Below are 14191 nucleotides of genomic sequence, written 5' to 3'. Positions count from 1 at the left end.
GTGGTTTCACGTTGTGCCGTGGCTCGGGTTTGTTCTATTCTTTAGGCCATTCCTACCTGGACATCTGACAGTATCACCGACAGGAGTTGACCCTATGGCTTCAGGACTTACACGCCTTATGGCACGTGGCGGCATTATGCTCGCTGGCGCGCTGATCGTGCTGCAACTCACCGCATGCGGTGATAAAGAAGGCGAGCAGCGCAAAGCATTTATCGATTTTCTCCAGAACACTGTGATGCGCAGCGGCGAGCATCTGCCCAGCCTCAGCGAAAACCAGAAGCAGAGCTTTGGCAACTTCGCCAGCGATTACGCCATTATGTATGGCTTCTCGCAGCAGGCGAACAAAGCGGTTGAACAGGGTATGCGTCCGGTGGTGGATGAGCTTTCTGCCATTCGCGTTCCGCAGGATTATCTCAGCCGTCGTGATTCCCTGCGTCAGGCGACCAGCGCACTGGTGATCGTCACCCAGCAGATTGAAAGCGCCAAAATGCAGGCGGACAGCAGCAAGGCGACCCTGAAGCAGCCGGATGACCTGAAAAAAGTCTACGACACCGCCTATAACAAAGTGGTGACGGTGCCCGCCAATCAGCTGATTCCTCTGCTGCCAAAACTCCAGGCGCTGAGCCAGGGTGCAGTGCAGACCGGCGATTTCCTGCAAACGCAGGGAACACGTGTCAGCTTCAATGATGGCGGCGTGCAGTTCCCGACTCAGGATCAGGCGTCGCAATATAACGCGCTGATGAGCACTTTATCCGCCAATTCGCAGGCGCTTCCTCAGGCACAGGCTGCCGTCCAGGGTGGTCTGCAGTAAACCCGCCTTACGGGCAGACGCTAATCGTCTGCCCGTCCCACTCTCTTTTCTCCTCCCACCCAATCACCCGCTGAATGAAGTGTGATCTGGCGCGTTTTCGACCAAAAATAGTTTGTGATCTAAGTCACAGATATATAACAAATCAACGTCAAGCAAGTGTGATTCACCTCACAGATAACCGGCCACCCCGTCTAAAAATCAGCCAAATGAGCCTGAGCTACGCTTTAAAGTGTGATCAAAATCACGCTAATCACCCCTGCCACCACCCTTAATCAGTGATGTAGATCACACTTACCCCGCACGCTACGCAGCGTCAAATTCGCGTGATAGAGTCCGCGTGCATACAGTAATACCACCGGCTTTGGGTCGGGGTGGCTAAACAAAAACAAGCGCGCTCTCCTATTGCAGCGCGTCTCAATAAGGGGTGGGTTTATGTCCTCATCAGTGAAGGTCAAAGTACAAAGCTTTGGTCGCTTTCTGAGTAATATGGTGATGCCAAACATCGGGGCGTTTATCGCCTGGGGTATCATCACCGCACTGTTTATTCCAACTGGCTGGATCCCTAACGAAACGCTGGCCAAACTGGTTGGCCCGATGATCACCTACCTGCTGCCACTGCTGATCGGTTTCACCGGTGGGCGTCTGGTGGGCGGCGATCGCGGCGGCGTGGTCGGTGCCATTACCACCATGGGTGTGATTGTCGGTGCGGATATGCCGATGTTCCTCGGTGCGATGATTGCCGGTCCGCTGGGCGGCTGGGCAATCAAGTCGTTTGACCGGGCGATTGACGGCAAAATCAAAAGCGGCTTCGAGATGCTGGTCAACAACTTCTCGGCCGGTATTATCGGGATGATACTGGCACTGCTGGCGTTCCTGGCGATTGGTCCGCTGGTAGAAGGTCTGTCACACATTCTCGCCGCGGGCGTGAATCTGATGGTGCAGAACAACCTGCTGCCACTGACCTCGATCTTCGTCGAACCCGCGAAAATCCTGTTCCTGAACAACGCCATTAACCACGGTATCTTCTCGCCGCTTGGTATCCAGCAGGCTAGTGAAGCCGGCAAATCCATTTTCTTCCTGATCGAAGCCAACCCGGGTCCGGGTATGGGCGTGCTGATGGCCTATATGTTCTTTGGTCGTGGCAGTGCTAAACAGTCTGCGGGCGGTGCGGCAATCATCCACTTCCTTGGCGGCATCCATGAGATCTACTTCCCGTATGTGCTGATGGCTCCTCGCCTGCTGCTGGCGGTTATCCTTGGCGGTATGACCGGCGTCTTCACGCTGACGGTGCTGAACGGTGGCCTGGTCTCTCCTGCCTCACCGGGTTCAATCCTGGCGGTGCTGGCAATGACGCCAAAAGGGGCCTACTTCGCGAACATCGCTGCTATCGCTGCCGCCTTCGCCGTCTCCTTCGTGGTGTCCGCTATCCTGCTGAAAACCAGCAAAGTCAAAGAAGATGACGATATCGAAGCCGCGACCCAGCGCATGCATGAGATGAAAGCGCAGTCTAAAGGCCAGAGCGGCGCGGGTGCCCCAGTCGCCAGCGATGCCATGAGCGTTGAACTGCATCACGTGCGTAAAATCATCGTCGCCTGTGATGCCGGTATGGGTTCCAGCGCGATGGGTGCAGGCGTACTGCGTAAGAAAGTGCAGGACGCCGGGTTGAGCAATGTGTCGGTGACCAATACCGCGATCAACGCCCTGCCGGGTGATGTCGATCTGGTGATTACCCACCGTGACCTGACTGAACGCGCCATCCGCCAGGCTCCGCATGCGCAGCATATCTCGCTGAACAACTTCCTCGACAGCGCGCTCTACAGCACCCTGACCGAACGTCTGGTGGCGGCTAACCGCAGCGACGTGCATCGTCAAACGGTGAATACCGCGCTCTCTGACAGCTACGATGAAGGCAACGCACACCTGTTTAAACTGGGAGCGGATAACGTCTTCCTCGGCCTGACCGCCAGTAACAAAGAGCAGGCGATTCGCTTTGCTGGCGAACAGCTGGTGAAAGGCGGTTACGTTGAGCCTGAATACGTTGAGGCGATGCTGGCGCGTGAAAAACTGACACCGACCTATCTCGGTGAGTCGATTGCCGTGCCGCACGGTACCGTCGAAGCGAAAGATCGCGTGCTGAAAACCGGCGTAGTGTTCTGTCAGTATCCGGCAGGCGTCCTGTTCGGTGAAGAGCCGGACGATGTGGCGCGCCTGGTGATTGGTATTGCTGCCCGTAACAACGAGCACATCCAGGTGATCACCAGTCTGACCAATGCGCTGGATGATGACAGCGTGATCGAGAAGCTGGCGAACACCACCAGCGTGCAGGAAGTGCTGGATCTGCTGTCAGGTAAGCCTGCAATCGCGTAATTTATAGCAATTATTTTCCCTGGGGCGGTCATGCCCGTCCCGATTTCCTGGGGCGGGTTTGCCCGCCCCATCGTCATTTGATATGGGTCAAAAATTATGAAAGCGTTACATTTCGGAGCAGGAAACATTGGTCGCGGCTTTATCGGCAAGTTACTGGCTGATGCAGGTATCGAACTGGTTTTTGCTGATGTGAATCAGACGGTGCTGGATGCACTGAACGCGCGTCATGAGTATCCCGTTCATGTAGTTGGCGAGCAGGCCAAAACAGAAACCGTTAAAGGCGTCAGTGCGGTAAACAGCACCAGCGATGAGATCATCACCCTGGTTTCTGAAGTCGATCTCGTTACCACCGCCGTGGGCCCGCAGATTCTGGAGCGTATTGCCGGCAGTGTGGCTAAAGGCCTGGCAAAACGCAGCGACAACGGCAATACCCGCCCGCTAAATATTATCGCCTGTGAGAATATGGTGCGCGGCACCAGCCAGCTGAAACAGCATGTGCTGAAGGCGCTGCCGGAGCAGTATCACGCCTGGCTTGAGCAGCATGTCGGCTTTGTGGATTCCGCTGTCGATCGCATCGTGCCACCGTCTGAAGCGGGCAGCACCGATCCGCTGGAAGTGACCGTTGAAACCTTCAGCGAATGGATCGTCGATAAAACTCAGTTTAAAGGCGACCTGCCTGCGATTCCGGGTATGGAACTGACCGATAACCTGATGGCATTTGTTGAGCGTAAACTCTTCACACTGAACACCGGTCACGCGATTACCGCCTATCTTGGCCAGCTGGCCGGCCACCAGACCATTCGTGACGCCATCCTCGATGAAAAAATCCGGGCCGTGGTGAAAGGGGCGATGGAAGAGAGTGGCGCGGTGCTGATTAAGCGCTACGGTTTTGAGGCGGATAAACATGCGGCCTACATCCAGAAAATTCTTGGCCGTTTTGAGAACCCTTATCTGAAAGATGATGTTGAGCGTGTGGGTCGTCAGCCGCTGCGTAAACTCAGCGCGGGCGATCGCCTGATCAAGCCGACGCTGGGCACGCTGGAGTATGGTTTACCGCACGCCAGCCTGGTGCAGGGCATTGCCGCCGCGATGCACTATCGCAGCGACCAGGACCCACAGGCGCAGGAGCTGGCCACGCTGCTGGCAGAAAAAGGCCCACAGGCGACACTGGCTGAGGTTTCAGGTCTGGATGCTGACAGCGAAGTGGTGGCTTCGGTGGTGAGCGCCTGGCACGCTATGGCATAATGCGCGCGTGTTAGTGACGCAAGCCGGGCGCAGTTCGCCTGCGCCCAACGGCGGTATTGAACCCATGCAGGCAATAATGGAAGAGAAGCAGGCTTTTGAAAACCGGGTGCTTGAGCGCCTGAACGCCGGTCGTTCGGTGAGAAGCTTCCTGATCGCCGCCGTTGAGCTATTGGCTGAAGCCGTCAATCTGCTGGTGCTGCAGGTCTTCCGCAAAGATGACTACGCGGTGAAATATGCCGTAGAACCGCTGCTGCTGGGCGATGGTCCTTTGGGCGAACTCTCGGTTCGTCTGAAGCTGATTTACGGTCTTGGTGTTATCAGCCGGCACGAATATGAAGATGGTGAACTGCTGCTGGCGCTGCGCGAAGAGCTGAATCACGACAGCGGTGATTATCGTTTTACCGACGATGAGATCCTTGGCCCGTTTGGTGAACTGCACTGCGTCACCGCCTGGCCGCCCGCACCGGTGTTTCACACCGAAGATGCAGAGCTGCGCAGCATGCAGCAGCAGCGCTATCTGCAGATGGTGCGATCCACCATGGTCCTGTCGCTAACCGAGCTGATCGCCCGCATCAGTATGAAGCAGGCGTTTAAAAAGTCCGGCAGCTAATCCTGTCAGGCGCCATCACGGCGCCTTTTTCGTCTTAACCTGAGCGGGAATATGCGCCAGATTTGGTGTATCCTTGGCCTGTTTTCCTCAACGAGTTGTTGTCATGAAAGAGCAAGAAAAGAACGAAATCAAACTTCTCAGCGATAAGCTGGACGCATTGAACCGCAAAGAGCCGCAGTTACTGGAATCGGGTGATGTCGAGAAACTGGGCGCGTTGCTGAAAGAGAAAGAAGCGCTGGTCATTGAGATTGAGCGTCTGCGCGGTCAGCGGGTAGAAAAACTCAGTGCCGAGGCGCAGAAGCTGCAAAAAATGGGCTTCAGCCGCGAAATTACCAAGAAAGAGCAGGCAAATCTGGGCGCGCTGAAGAAAAGCGTGCGCGGCCTGGTCGTGGTGCATCCAATGACCGCGCTGGGACGTGAGATGGGGCTGACAGCAATGACCGGCTTCGCCAAAACCGCATTCTGACGGGTCGATCAGGCAGCAGCCTGATCGACATCGGCTTTGCGTTCGCCGGCGGCGGCATAGACCTGCTCCGCCAGCGCATCCAGCAGTTCATAGCGGCGACGATACTCAGCCCGCTTCTTACTGGCAATCTCCTCCAGCGTTTTGCGCGGCAGGCTCAGCGGCAGGATAAACATCCCATCCCTGCGCGCCTCGCCACTCAGCGACAGCCAGAATTCACTGTAGCTGGCAAAGAACTTATCCCCCTTGCTGTGGCGATAGCGCAGGCTGCGGAAGACATGAGTCTCATCGCCTACCGCCAGAATATTCTCCACGCCGCACTGCTTCGCCACAATAAATACCGCTTCCATTAACAGGCGTTTCGGAAAGAGACCCTGCGCCGCTTTGGTCGCCTCGCGGATCACCTCATTATTGATGTGTTTTCGCGGACCCTGTAATCCGCCAATTAATAATGTGCGCTGGTTATTTTCATTGAGAATTGAAAATGAAAGTGAAGCAATAATTTCGTCGTTATAACGTAATACCAGCGTCACTTCCCCTTCCCGATCGAAATAACCGGAGCTGCAGGAAAGTAAAAACGATTCGCCATTTTTACCGGTCAGCGTGGCCAGCGGATTATCCGTGGCGCTTTGCAGCAGCTGACGCAGCGCAGGGTTTTCCAGATTATTCATCAGGCTGTAATGATCAAGTATCGCCTGCGCGCGCGCAGCAATGCTCAACCCTGAGCGCAGATAGGGCCGGTGCAGCTTGGCTGGCAGCAATCCCTGAGTACTCATCAACAGAGGGAGTTGCGGTAAATGCGACAGCTCATCCAGATAACGCAGCGTAGTCAGCGGTGATATTAAGGTTCTTAACACAAATTTCAGCCGGAAACGTTTACTTATCCAGAGTTTATTCGGAACGTATTTTCCGCTAATTAACTGAAAAAAAAGCGATGCAGAAGAATCGGTCGTAGTTTCGTGAGTAGTTATAATTGACATAGTCATCGACACACAGTGAGCAGGAATGTCACTGAGCATAAGACAACGAGTATCAACGGCGTGTTAATGTGGCAGAAGGTTAAAAGCGCGGCGGTTAAAAAGCGAGATCCGTTTATTTTTGGTTTAATCTGGGACGACAGAATTTAAAGATAAAAAAAACCGGCGAAATAAATTCCACCGGTTTATCGTTATCACGTTAACACTGGGTTAACTTACTGGGCAGCTGCGAAGCGGGCTGCTGCTTCGTCCCAGTTGACCACGTTCCAGAATGCTTTGATGTAGTCAGGACGTTTGTTCTGATACTTCAGGTAGTAGGCGTGTTCCCACACGTCCAGACCGATGATTGGGAAGCCAGAAACGCCAGCAACCGCTTCACCCATCAGCGGGTTGTCCTGGTTTGCGGTAGATACCACAGCCAGTTTGTCGCCTTTTTTAACCAGCCACGCCCAGCCTGAGCCGAAACGGGTCGCAGCCGCTTTCTCGAACTCTTCCTGGAATTTTTCCACGCTACCGAAATCTTTCTCGATAGCCGCTTTCAGGTCGCCCTGCAGCGTGGTGCCGGTTTTCAGGCCTTTCCAGAACAGGCTGTGGTTAGCGTGGCCGCCTGCGTTATTACGCAGTGGGCCTTTTTTGTCTGCTGGCAGCTGATCCAGTTTGGTGATCAGCTCTTCTACCGGCAGATTGGCAAATTCAGTGCCTTCCAGCGCCGCGTTAGCGTTGTTCACGTAGGTCTGGTGATGTTTGGTGTGATGGATTTCCATCGTCTGCTTGTCGAAATGCGGTTCCAGTGCGTCGTATGCGTAAGGCAGGGATGGCAGTGAATAACTCATGTTCTTCCTCTCCATTTAGTTTGAGCAGCACGACGAATTCGGGACGTGCCGCGTAAGCAGTCGAATCATTATAGTTAAATTCATGTAGCGTAAAAGGGTAATCAATGCCCTATTAACCATAAGGATTTGAGAAATCTGGCAAAAGCAACCCGTTGTTTTTACAGCATGCTGCTGCTGACTCCGCCTTTTCAGCTTTATCAGACAGGGAGAGCGAAGCACTCTGCCAGCACCACCAGCAGGCACTCATCCCGCCCGAACGCCGCATCTGCCCTGCCCTGCGCGTTACCTGCCCAGTTCGCGCAGCCCGCTGTCGAGCGCGCCGACCAGCCAGTCGATATCCCCTTCCTGGAACGCCAGTGGCGGACGCAGTTTCAGCACATTCCCATACGGGCCGGCGACCGAGGTCAGCACGCGATGTTCACGCAGCTTCTCGATTAAATCCAGCGCCAGCGTTTTGTCCGGCGTTTTGCTGTGACGATCGGTGACCAGCTCAAAGCCGATAAACAGTCCCGCACCGCGCACATCCCCCACGCACTCATAGCGATCCATCAGGGTTCGTAGCTCCGCCAGCAGCTTCGCGCCGACCACGCGGCTGTGTTCCTGTAACCCCTCTTCGGTGATCACTTTCAGTACCGCCTGCGCCGCCGCCATCGCGACCGGATTACCACCAAAGGTATTGAAGTAGGGAATTGAGTCGCTGAAGGCGGCCAGCACTTCACTTTTTGCCAGCAGGCCGGAAACCGGAATGCCGTTGCCCATTGGCTTGCCGGTGGTAATGATGTCAGGCACCACATCGTGGCGGCCAAAGCCCCAGAACGCGTCGCCGGTACGGCCAAAACCAGGCTGCACTTCATCGGCAATAAAGATGCCGCCGTTGGCATGCACCACCTCGACCGCTTTTTTCAGGAAGCCGCGCGGATCGGGCAACACGCCGTCTGAGGAGAAGATTGAGTCCGCCAGGAAACCGGCAAATTTAATGCCGTGCGCCGCCATATCATCAATCTGCTGCTGAATCTGGTCAGCGAACCAGTCGCCCAGGTCAGGCGCGTCCACACGATACGCATCCGGTGGCATCACCAGCCGCGTGGTGGGCGCCAGCGGCTGTCCACTGCCCAGCGCCGGAGAAGCGCCGGATGTCAGCTCACTGGTGCCGTGATAGGCCTCTTTACTGACAATAATCCCACTGCCGCCGCTAAAGGCGCGCGCCACGCGAATCGCCAGGTCGTTAGCTTCCGATCCGGTGCACATATACATCGCGCGATCGATCGCCGGGGGCGTGGTCGCCAGCAGCGCTTCGCTGTAGTCCAGAATATTTTCATGCAGGTAACGGGTGTGGGTATTCAGCATTTTCATCTGCTGCGTCACCGCCTCAGTCACGGCCGGATGGCAGTGCCCGATGCTCGCCACGTTGTTGTAGACGTCGAGATATTTATCGCCCGCCGCATCCCACAGATATTGCCCTTCACCCCGCACCAGATGCACCGGTTTGCGATAGAACAGGCGATAAGATTCGCCAAGCACTTTGCTGCGTTTATCGGTCAGTTTGCGCGTCTCGCTGTCGAGCGCATCGGCATGTTCGGCGCGGAAACTGTTGGTATCCATAATAGTGGAACGCGTGGCCATAATGACTCCCGTTACAAGGATGAAGGAGGAAGAGCTGACGCCTTTATCATGCCTGCCTGAATCTAAAATGCAACAAAATACACAAATGCAATAAAATACACATGACGCAGGCAGATCGCCACGCTAAGCTTGCTCCCTGATTCAGACGGAATCTTTCGCTTCACTGGCGTATCATCCGTGATCTTCGCGCTTTAAAAGGAAACCTCTATGCTGCAGGAAACGCGCCTTCATCGCATCCGTGCCTTACTGACCCGGCTTAACCAGGTGAGTACTGAGCGCATTATCAGGGAGCTGGGGGTCTCACGCGAAACCGCGCGCCGCGATATCATTGAGCTGGAAGCGCTGGGTCTGGCGCGCCGCGTTCACGGCGGGCTGGTGGCGATTGAAACGCGGGCTGAACCGCCGCTGACGGAACGCCGCAGTACCCAGACCCGGGAGAAGCGCGCCATCGCCCGCGCCGCTGCGCAGTTGCTGCAGCCCGGACAAACGCTGTTTCTGGATGCGGGCAGCACCACCACGCTGCTGGCAGAGGAGTTGCACGCCCTTTCCGGCCTGACGATTGTGACCAACAGCCTGCAGGCCGCGCTGGCGCTGAGCGCCGGAGAAGAAGATCAGCCGCTGAATAATCAGATCATTTTGCTGGGAGGGATGATGTCGGCGGGCGCACAACAGACGCGCGGCGAAATTACCGTGGGTGAGATTATCCGCTATCGCGCCGATGTGGCGCTGCTGTCACCGGTCGGCATTGAGGCGGGTTGCGGTGCCAGCAGTTTTCATCCGCACGAAGCGGCCATCGCCAGGGCGATGGTGCAGCAATCCACTTCCTGCTATCTGCTGGCCGATCACACCAAACTGGGGGTAGTCAGCCGCACGGTTTACGCGCCGTCACCGGCGATCAACCTGCTGATTACGGATAGTGGCGGCGACAACAGTGCCGCCCTTGAGGCGTTGCAGCAGACGCTGCCAGAGGTGATGGTGGTTTAACGCAGTCGCTGAGGATGGCTGTAAACCGTAGCGCGCCCAGGTTTACTGAATCCGACCAGCGTCAGATTGCAGCGCTCAGCCACCTCAACCGCCAGGCGGGTCGCTGCCGAGACTGCGAACAGGATCTCAACCCCGCACATGGCAGACTTCTGCACCATTTCATAGCTGGCACGGCTGGAGACCAGCACCGCGCCTGGCCCCCACTCAGCCTGGCTGCGATAGCCCAGCAGCTTATCCAGTGCCACATGGCGACCCACATCTTCGCAGCCACCGGCCAGCTGACCATCGGGCTGGATCCACGCGGCAGCATGGGTGCAGCCGGTTTTCTGTCCGACCGGCTGATACGCTTTCAGCTGGCCCAGCGCCCGATCCAGCTGATCCAGCGCAAAGGTCTGGGTAAACGGCAGCGGAGAGAGCGGCTTGCCAATCTGGTCCAGCTGTTCAACACCGCATACGCCGCAACCAGTACGGCCTGCCAGCGCACGACGCTGCTCTTTCAGCGCCATAAAACGGCGGCTGGAAAGCTCAATCTGAACCTCAATGCCGTGACAGCCCGGCACGATGTCCATGCCGAAAATGTCGCCTGGCGCGTCGATAATGCCCTCTGACAGCGAAAAACCCAGCGCAAACGCCTCCAGATCTTTGGGCGTGGTCATCATCACCACGTGAGAGATGCCGTTGTAAACCAGCGCCACCGGCACCTCGTCCGCCAGCCAGTCAGACTCTGCTGCGGTCAAATCGGCACGCTGCCATACCTGCGTTCTGCTGACGCCGGCCTGAATTGTTAAATCTTCGCCTGAGTCAGGCTGGATAGCTTTCAAAAAGTACGACCTGTTGTTAATAAATAATGAAATGCGACAGTCAGTACGGCTGCACAGCGGTGATCAGACGCAGACTAATTTTGCCTTCTGGCCCGGTGCGGCGCAAATAAACAGCGGGGCAATTCATGCGGTTTTCTCACCGGGAAAGGCGCAGCCACGCCTGCTGGCGGGCAGAATGAGAATGGGTATCTTTCAGGCTTTAACATCGGTAAGCATAAAACAACAGTAATTATCTGCCGCTACGGGAAATCTGCTTGCGCCGGGAATTGGTTGCCGAGGATTTTTAACAAAATTTAGAAAAAGAATTACTAATGACTAACCTGTTGACCCTGGTCAACTTACAGGCAGATAGGGCTGCTATTTTGCAAGGCTTCGCAATGGAGCCAATAAAGAAGAACGATAAAATGCAAATTAACAGACGGAGTTTTTTCAAAATCTGTGCTGGCGGGTTGGCGGGCACCAGCGCGGCGTTACTCGGTTTTGCCCCCACCACAGCCTTAGCCAGCGTCAGAGAGTTCAAACTCATTCGCGCCAGAGAGACACGTAATAACTGCACCTACTGCTCAGTCGGCTGCGGCATGCTGATTTACAGCCTGGGTGATGGCGCTAAAAATGCCCGCGCCTCGATTTACCATATTGAAGGCGATCCTGACCATCCTGTCAGTCGTGGATCGCTCTGCCCCAAAGGCGCGGGCGTGCTCGACTTTATTCACAGTGAACAGCGCCTGAAATACCCGGAATACCGCGCGCCAGGCTCGGATAAATGGCAGCGCATCAGCTGGGATGAGGCATTTGACCGCATAGCCCGCCTGATGAAGCAGGATCGCGATGCCAATTTCCAGGCCACCAATGCCGCTGGCGTCACGGTAAACCGCTGGCCGACTACCGCCATGCTCTGCTCTTCCGCCGCCAGTAATGAAACCGGCCTGCTCGATCAGAAATTTGCCCGCTCGCTGGGTATTCTGGCGCTGGAAAATCAGGCGCGCCTGTGTCACGGCCCGACCGTGGCCGCGCTGGCCCCCAGCTTTGGTCGTGGTGCAATGACCAATAACTGGAACGACATCAAAAACGCCAATGTGGTGATGATCATGGGCGGCAACCCCGCCGAGGCGCATCCGGTTGGCTTTAAATGGGTGATTGAAGCCAAAACTCATAACAATGCGCAGGTCATCGTGGTCGATCCACGCTTTAACCGCTCTGCGGCGGTCGCCGATCTCTACGCGCCACTGCGTGCCGGCAGCGATGTGGTTTTCCTGATGGGGGTGATCAACTATCTGCTGCAACACAATCAGATTCAGCAGGAGTATGTTCGCGCCTTCACCAATGCCGCACTGATTGTCAGCGAAGGTTTCAGCTTCAGCGACGGGTTGTTCAGCGGTTACGATGCTGAAACCCGTCAGTACGATCGTCAGAGCTGGCACTATGAGCTGGATGAAAACGGCCATGCGAAACGCGATGAGAGCTTCACTCACCCACGCTGCGTGCTGAATCTGCTGAAAACCCATGCCAGCCGTTACACCCCGGAAATGGTAACGCGCCTGTGCGGCACTTCGCAGGACGCCTTTATTGCGGTGTGCGAGCAACTGGCCTCCACCTGTGTGCCGAATCGCACCGCGACTATTCTCTATGCGCTGGGCTGGACTCACCACACCAACGGTTCGCAGATTATCCGCACGGCGGCGATGATTCAGCTGCTGCTGGGTAATATCGGGATGCCAGGCGGCGGTATTAACGCGCTGCGCGGCCACTCCAATGTGCAGGGCTATACCGATCTCGGCCTGCTGGCGCAGAGTCTGCCGGGCTATCTGCCACTGCCCTCAGAGAAGATGACCACGCTGGCAACCTACCTGCAGCAGGCCACGCCGGTCGCGACACTGCCGGATCAGGTCAACTACTGGCAGAACACCGACAAATTTTTCGTCAGCCTGATGAAGAGTTTCTACGGCGATAAGGCCACAGCGGAAAACCAGTGGGGCTACGACTGGCTGCCGAAGTGGGATAAGAGCTACGACTGCATGGCGCAGGCGGAGATGATGGAACAGGGCGCGCTCAATGGTTGCCTGATTCAGGGCTTCAACCTGCTGGCCGCCTTCCCGGACAAAAATAAAGCGGTCCGGGCACTGTCCCGCCTCAAATATATGGTGGTGATCGATCCGCTTCGCACCGAAACCGCCAGCTTCTGGCAGCATCACGACGAGTTCAACGATGTCGATCCCTCGAAAATCCAGACCGAAGTGTTCCGTCTGCCCTCTTCCTGCTTCGCTGAAGAGTCGGGATCGGTGGCCAACTCGTCACGCTGGCTGCAGTGGCACTGGGCGGCCGCGGAGCCGCCCGCTGAAGCGCTGCACGACGGTAAAATCCTCGGCAATCTGTTCATGCGTCTGCGCGCGCTCTATCGCCTGGAAGGCGGAGCAAACCCTGAACCGCTGATGGCAATGCGCTGGGACTACCGCGATCCGTCTAATCCTGAGCCGGAAGAGGTGGCGCAGGAGAACAACGGTCAGGCGCTTGCCGACATTTACGACGCCAGCGGCAAGCTGTTGCTGAAAAAAGGCCAGCAGCTCAACGGCTTCTCAGAGCTGCGTAACGACGGCACTACCGCCAGCGCCTGCTGGATCTACAGCGGCAGCTGGACGCCGGAAGGCAACCAGATGGCACGACGCGACAACGCCGACCCATCGGGGCTGGGCGCGGTCTCCGGCTGGGCCTGGGCGTGGCCGGCTAACCGCCGCATTCTCTACAACCGCGCCTCCGCGGATGCGCAGGGTAAAGCCTGGGATCCGAATCGCCGCCTGATTGAGTGGGATGGCACTCACTGGCACGGCATTGACGTGCCGGATTATCCGGTAACGCTGTCGCCGCAGCAGCAGGCCGGTCCGTTTATCATGCAGCCCGATGGTCTTGGCCACCTGTTTGCGCTCGATAAGATGGCCGACGGCCCCTTCCCGGAACATTACGAACCAATGGAAAGCCCGCTCGCCGACAATCCTATGAATCCGCAGCAGCGTCATAGTCCGGTCGTCCGACTGTTCAGCAGCGACGCCGCGCAACTGGGCGAGGCCGCTGACTATCCCTGCGTCGCCACCACCTATTCCATCACCGAACTGTTCCGCCACTGGACCAAACATGCCCTGCTGAACGCGATTGCGCAGCCGGAGCAGTTTGTTGAAATCGGCACCGAACTGGCAGAGGAGAAAGGCATCAAGGCCGGAGACAGCGTCAAAGTCTCGTCGCGCCGTGGCTATATCAAAGCCAAAGCGGTGGTAACACGTCGTCTGCAGCGTCTGATGATTGACGGCAAGCCGGTTGATACCGTGGGTATTCCCTGTCACTGGGGCTTTGAAGGCACCACGCGTAAAGGCTTCCTCGCCAATACGCTGACGCCGTCGGTTGGCGATGCCAACTCGCAGACCCCGGAGTACAAGGGATTTTTAGTGAAAGTGGAAAAAGCGTAACG

At 56.5% G+C, this 14191-nt stretch carries 11 protein-coding genes; 7 read left to right on the top strand and 4 right to left on the bottom strand.

Going from position 1 to position 14191, the window contains the following annotated elements:
• The first annotated feature begins 94 nt into the window (after positions 1 to 94).
• The 5 genes from ACK13D_RS18305 (at position 95) to ACK13D_RS18285 (ending at position 5499) form a co-directional block, all read left to right on the top strand.
• The gene (locus tag ACK13D_RS18305; RefSeq protein WP_010671639.1) at positions 95 to 811 is read left to right on the top strand and encodes a DUF3053 domain-containing protein; all 717 of its coding nucleotides are present in this window, start codon (positions 95 to 97) and stop codon (positions 809 to 811) included.
• 432 nt (positions 812 to 1243) lie between these two features.
• Positions 1244 to 3178, top strand: coding sequence for a PTS mannitol transporter subunit IICBA (locus ACK13D_RS18300; protein WP_010257448.1), 1935 nt, complete (start codon positions 1244 to 1246; stop codon positions 3176 to 3178).
• Between the two features lie 96 nt (positions 3179 to 3274).
• Positions 3275 to 4423 carry a mannitol-1-phosphate 5-dehydrogenase gene (gene mtlD / locus ACK13D_RS18295; protein ID WP_010257450.1) on the top strand — a complete coding sequence of 383 codons (1149 nt, stop codon included), beginning with the start codon at positions 3275 to 3277 and terminating at the stop codon, positions 4421 to 4423.
• Between the two features lie 64 nt (positions 4424 to 4487).
• On the top strand, positions 4488 to 5033 hold the full coding sequence (gene mtlR / locus ACK13D_RS18290; protein WP_171820345.1) for a mannitol operon repressor MtlR: 546 nt from the start codon (positions 4488 to 4490) through the stop codon (positions 5031 to 5033).
• Between the two features lie 103 nt (positions 5034 to 5136).
• Positions 5137 to 5499: a YibL family ribosome-associated protein gene (locus tag ACK13D_RS18285; RefSeq protein WP_003848030.1), complete on the top strand. Its 363-nt coding sequence runs from the start codon at positions 5137 to 5139 to the stop codon at positions 5497 to 5499.
• Between the two features lie 8 nt (positions 5500 to 5507).
• On the opposite strand, the gene ACK13D_RS18280 is transcribed toward ACK13D_RS18285, so the two are convergent.
• The 3 genes from ACK13D_RS18280 to ACK13D_RS18270 form a co-directional block, all read right to left on the bottom strand.
• Positions 5508 to 6476: a VirK/YbjX family protein gene (locus ACK13D_RS18280; RefSeq protein ID WP_022624830.1), complete on the bottom strand. Its 969-nt coding sequence runs from the start codon at positions 6474 to 6476 to the stop codon at positions 5508 to 5510.
• A gap of 212 nt (positions 6477 to 6688) precedes the next feature.
• Entirely contained in the window at positions 6689 to 7306 is a 618-nt protein-coding gene (gene sodA, locus ACK13D_RS18275) for a superoxide dismutase [Mn] (RefSeq protein WP_008926407.1), read from the bottom strand.
• A 282-nt stretch (positions 7307 to 7588) separates the two neighbouring features.
• Entirely contained in the window at positions 7589 to 8929 is a 1341-nt protein-coding gene (locus tag ACK13D_RS18270; RefSeq protein ID WP_033759400.1) for an aspartate aminotransferase family protein, read from the bottom strand.
• Between the two features lie 207 nt (positions 8930 to 9136).
• On the opposite strand from ACK13D_RS18270, the gene ACK13D_RS18265 reads away from it, so the two are divergent.
• The gene (locus ACK13D_RS18265) at positions 9137 to 9913 is read left to right on the top strand and encodes a DeoR/GlpR family DNA-binding transcription regulator (protein ID WP_137229742.1); all 777 of its coding nucleotides are present in this window, start codon (positions 9137 to 9139) and stop codon (positions 9911 to 9913) included.
• Here ACK13D_RS18265 and fdhD read toward each other — a convergent pair.
• Positions 9910 to 10734 (bottom strand): formate dehydrogenase accessory sulfurtransferase FdhD, encoded by an 825-nt coding sequence (gene fdhD / locus ACK13D_RS18260; RefSeq protein ID WP_010257467.1) that lies wholly within the window; start codon positions 10732 to 10734, stop codon positions 9910 to 9912. The genes ACK13D_RS18265 and fdhD overlap by 4 nt on opposite strands.
• A 404-nt stretch (positions 10735 to 11138) precedes the next feature.
• On the opposite strand from fdhD, the gene fdnG reads away from it, so the two are divergent.
• The gene (gene fdnG, locus ACK13D_RS18255; protein WP_418796976.1) at positions 11139 to 14189 is read left to right on the top strand and encodes a formate dehydrogenase-N subunit alpha; all 3051 of its coding nucleotides are present in this window, start codon (positions 11139 to 11141) and stop codon (positions 14187 to 14189) included.
• Positions 14190 to 14191: the final 2 nt, after the last annotated feature.

The sequence above is a fragment of the Pantoea sp. K16 genome (assembly GCF_048452805.1).
Lineage (GTDB): Bacteria > Pseudomonadota > Gammaproteobacteria > Enterobacterales > Enterobacteriaceae > Pantoea > Pantoea agglomerans.
This window is presented reverse-complemented; position numbering and strand designations above follow the sequence as displayed.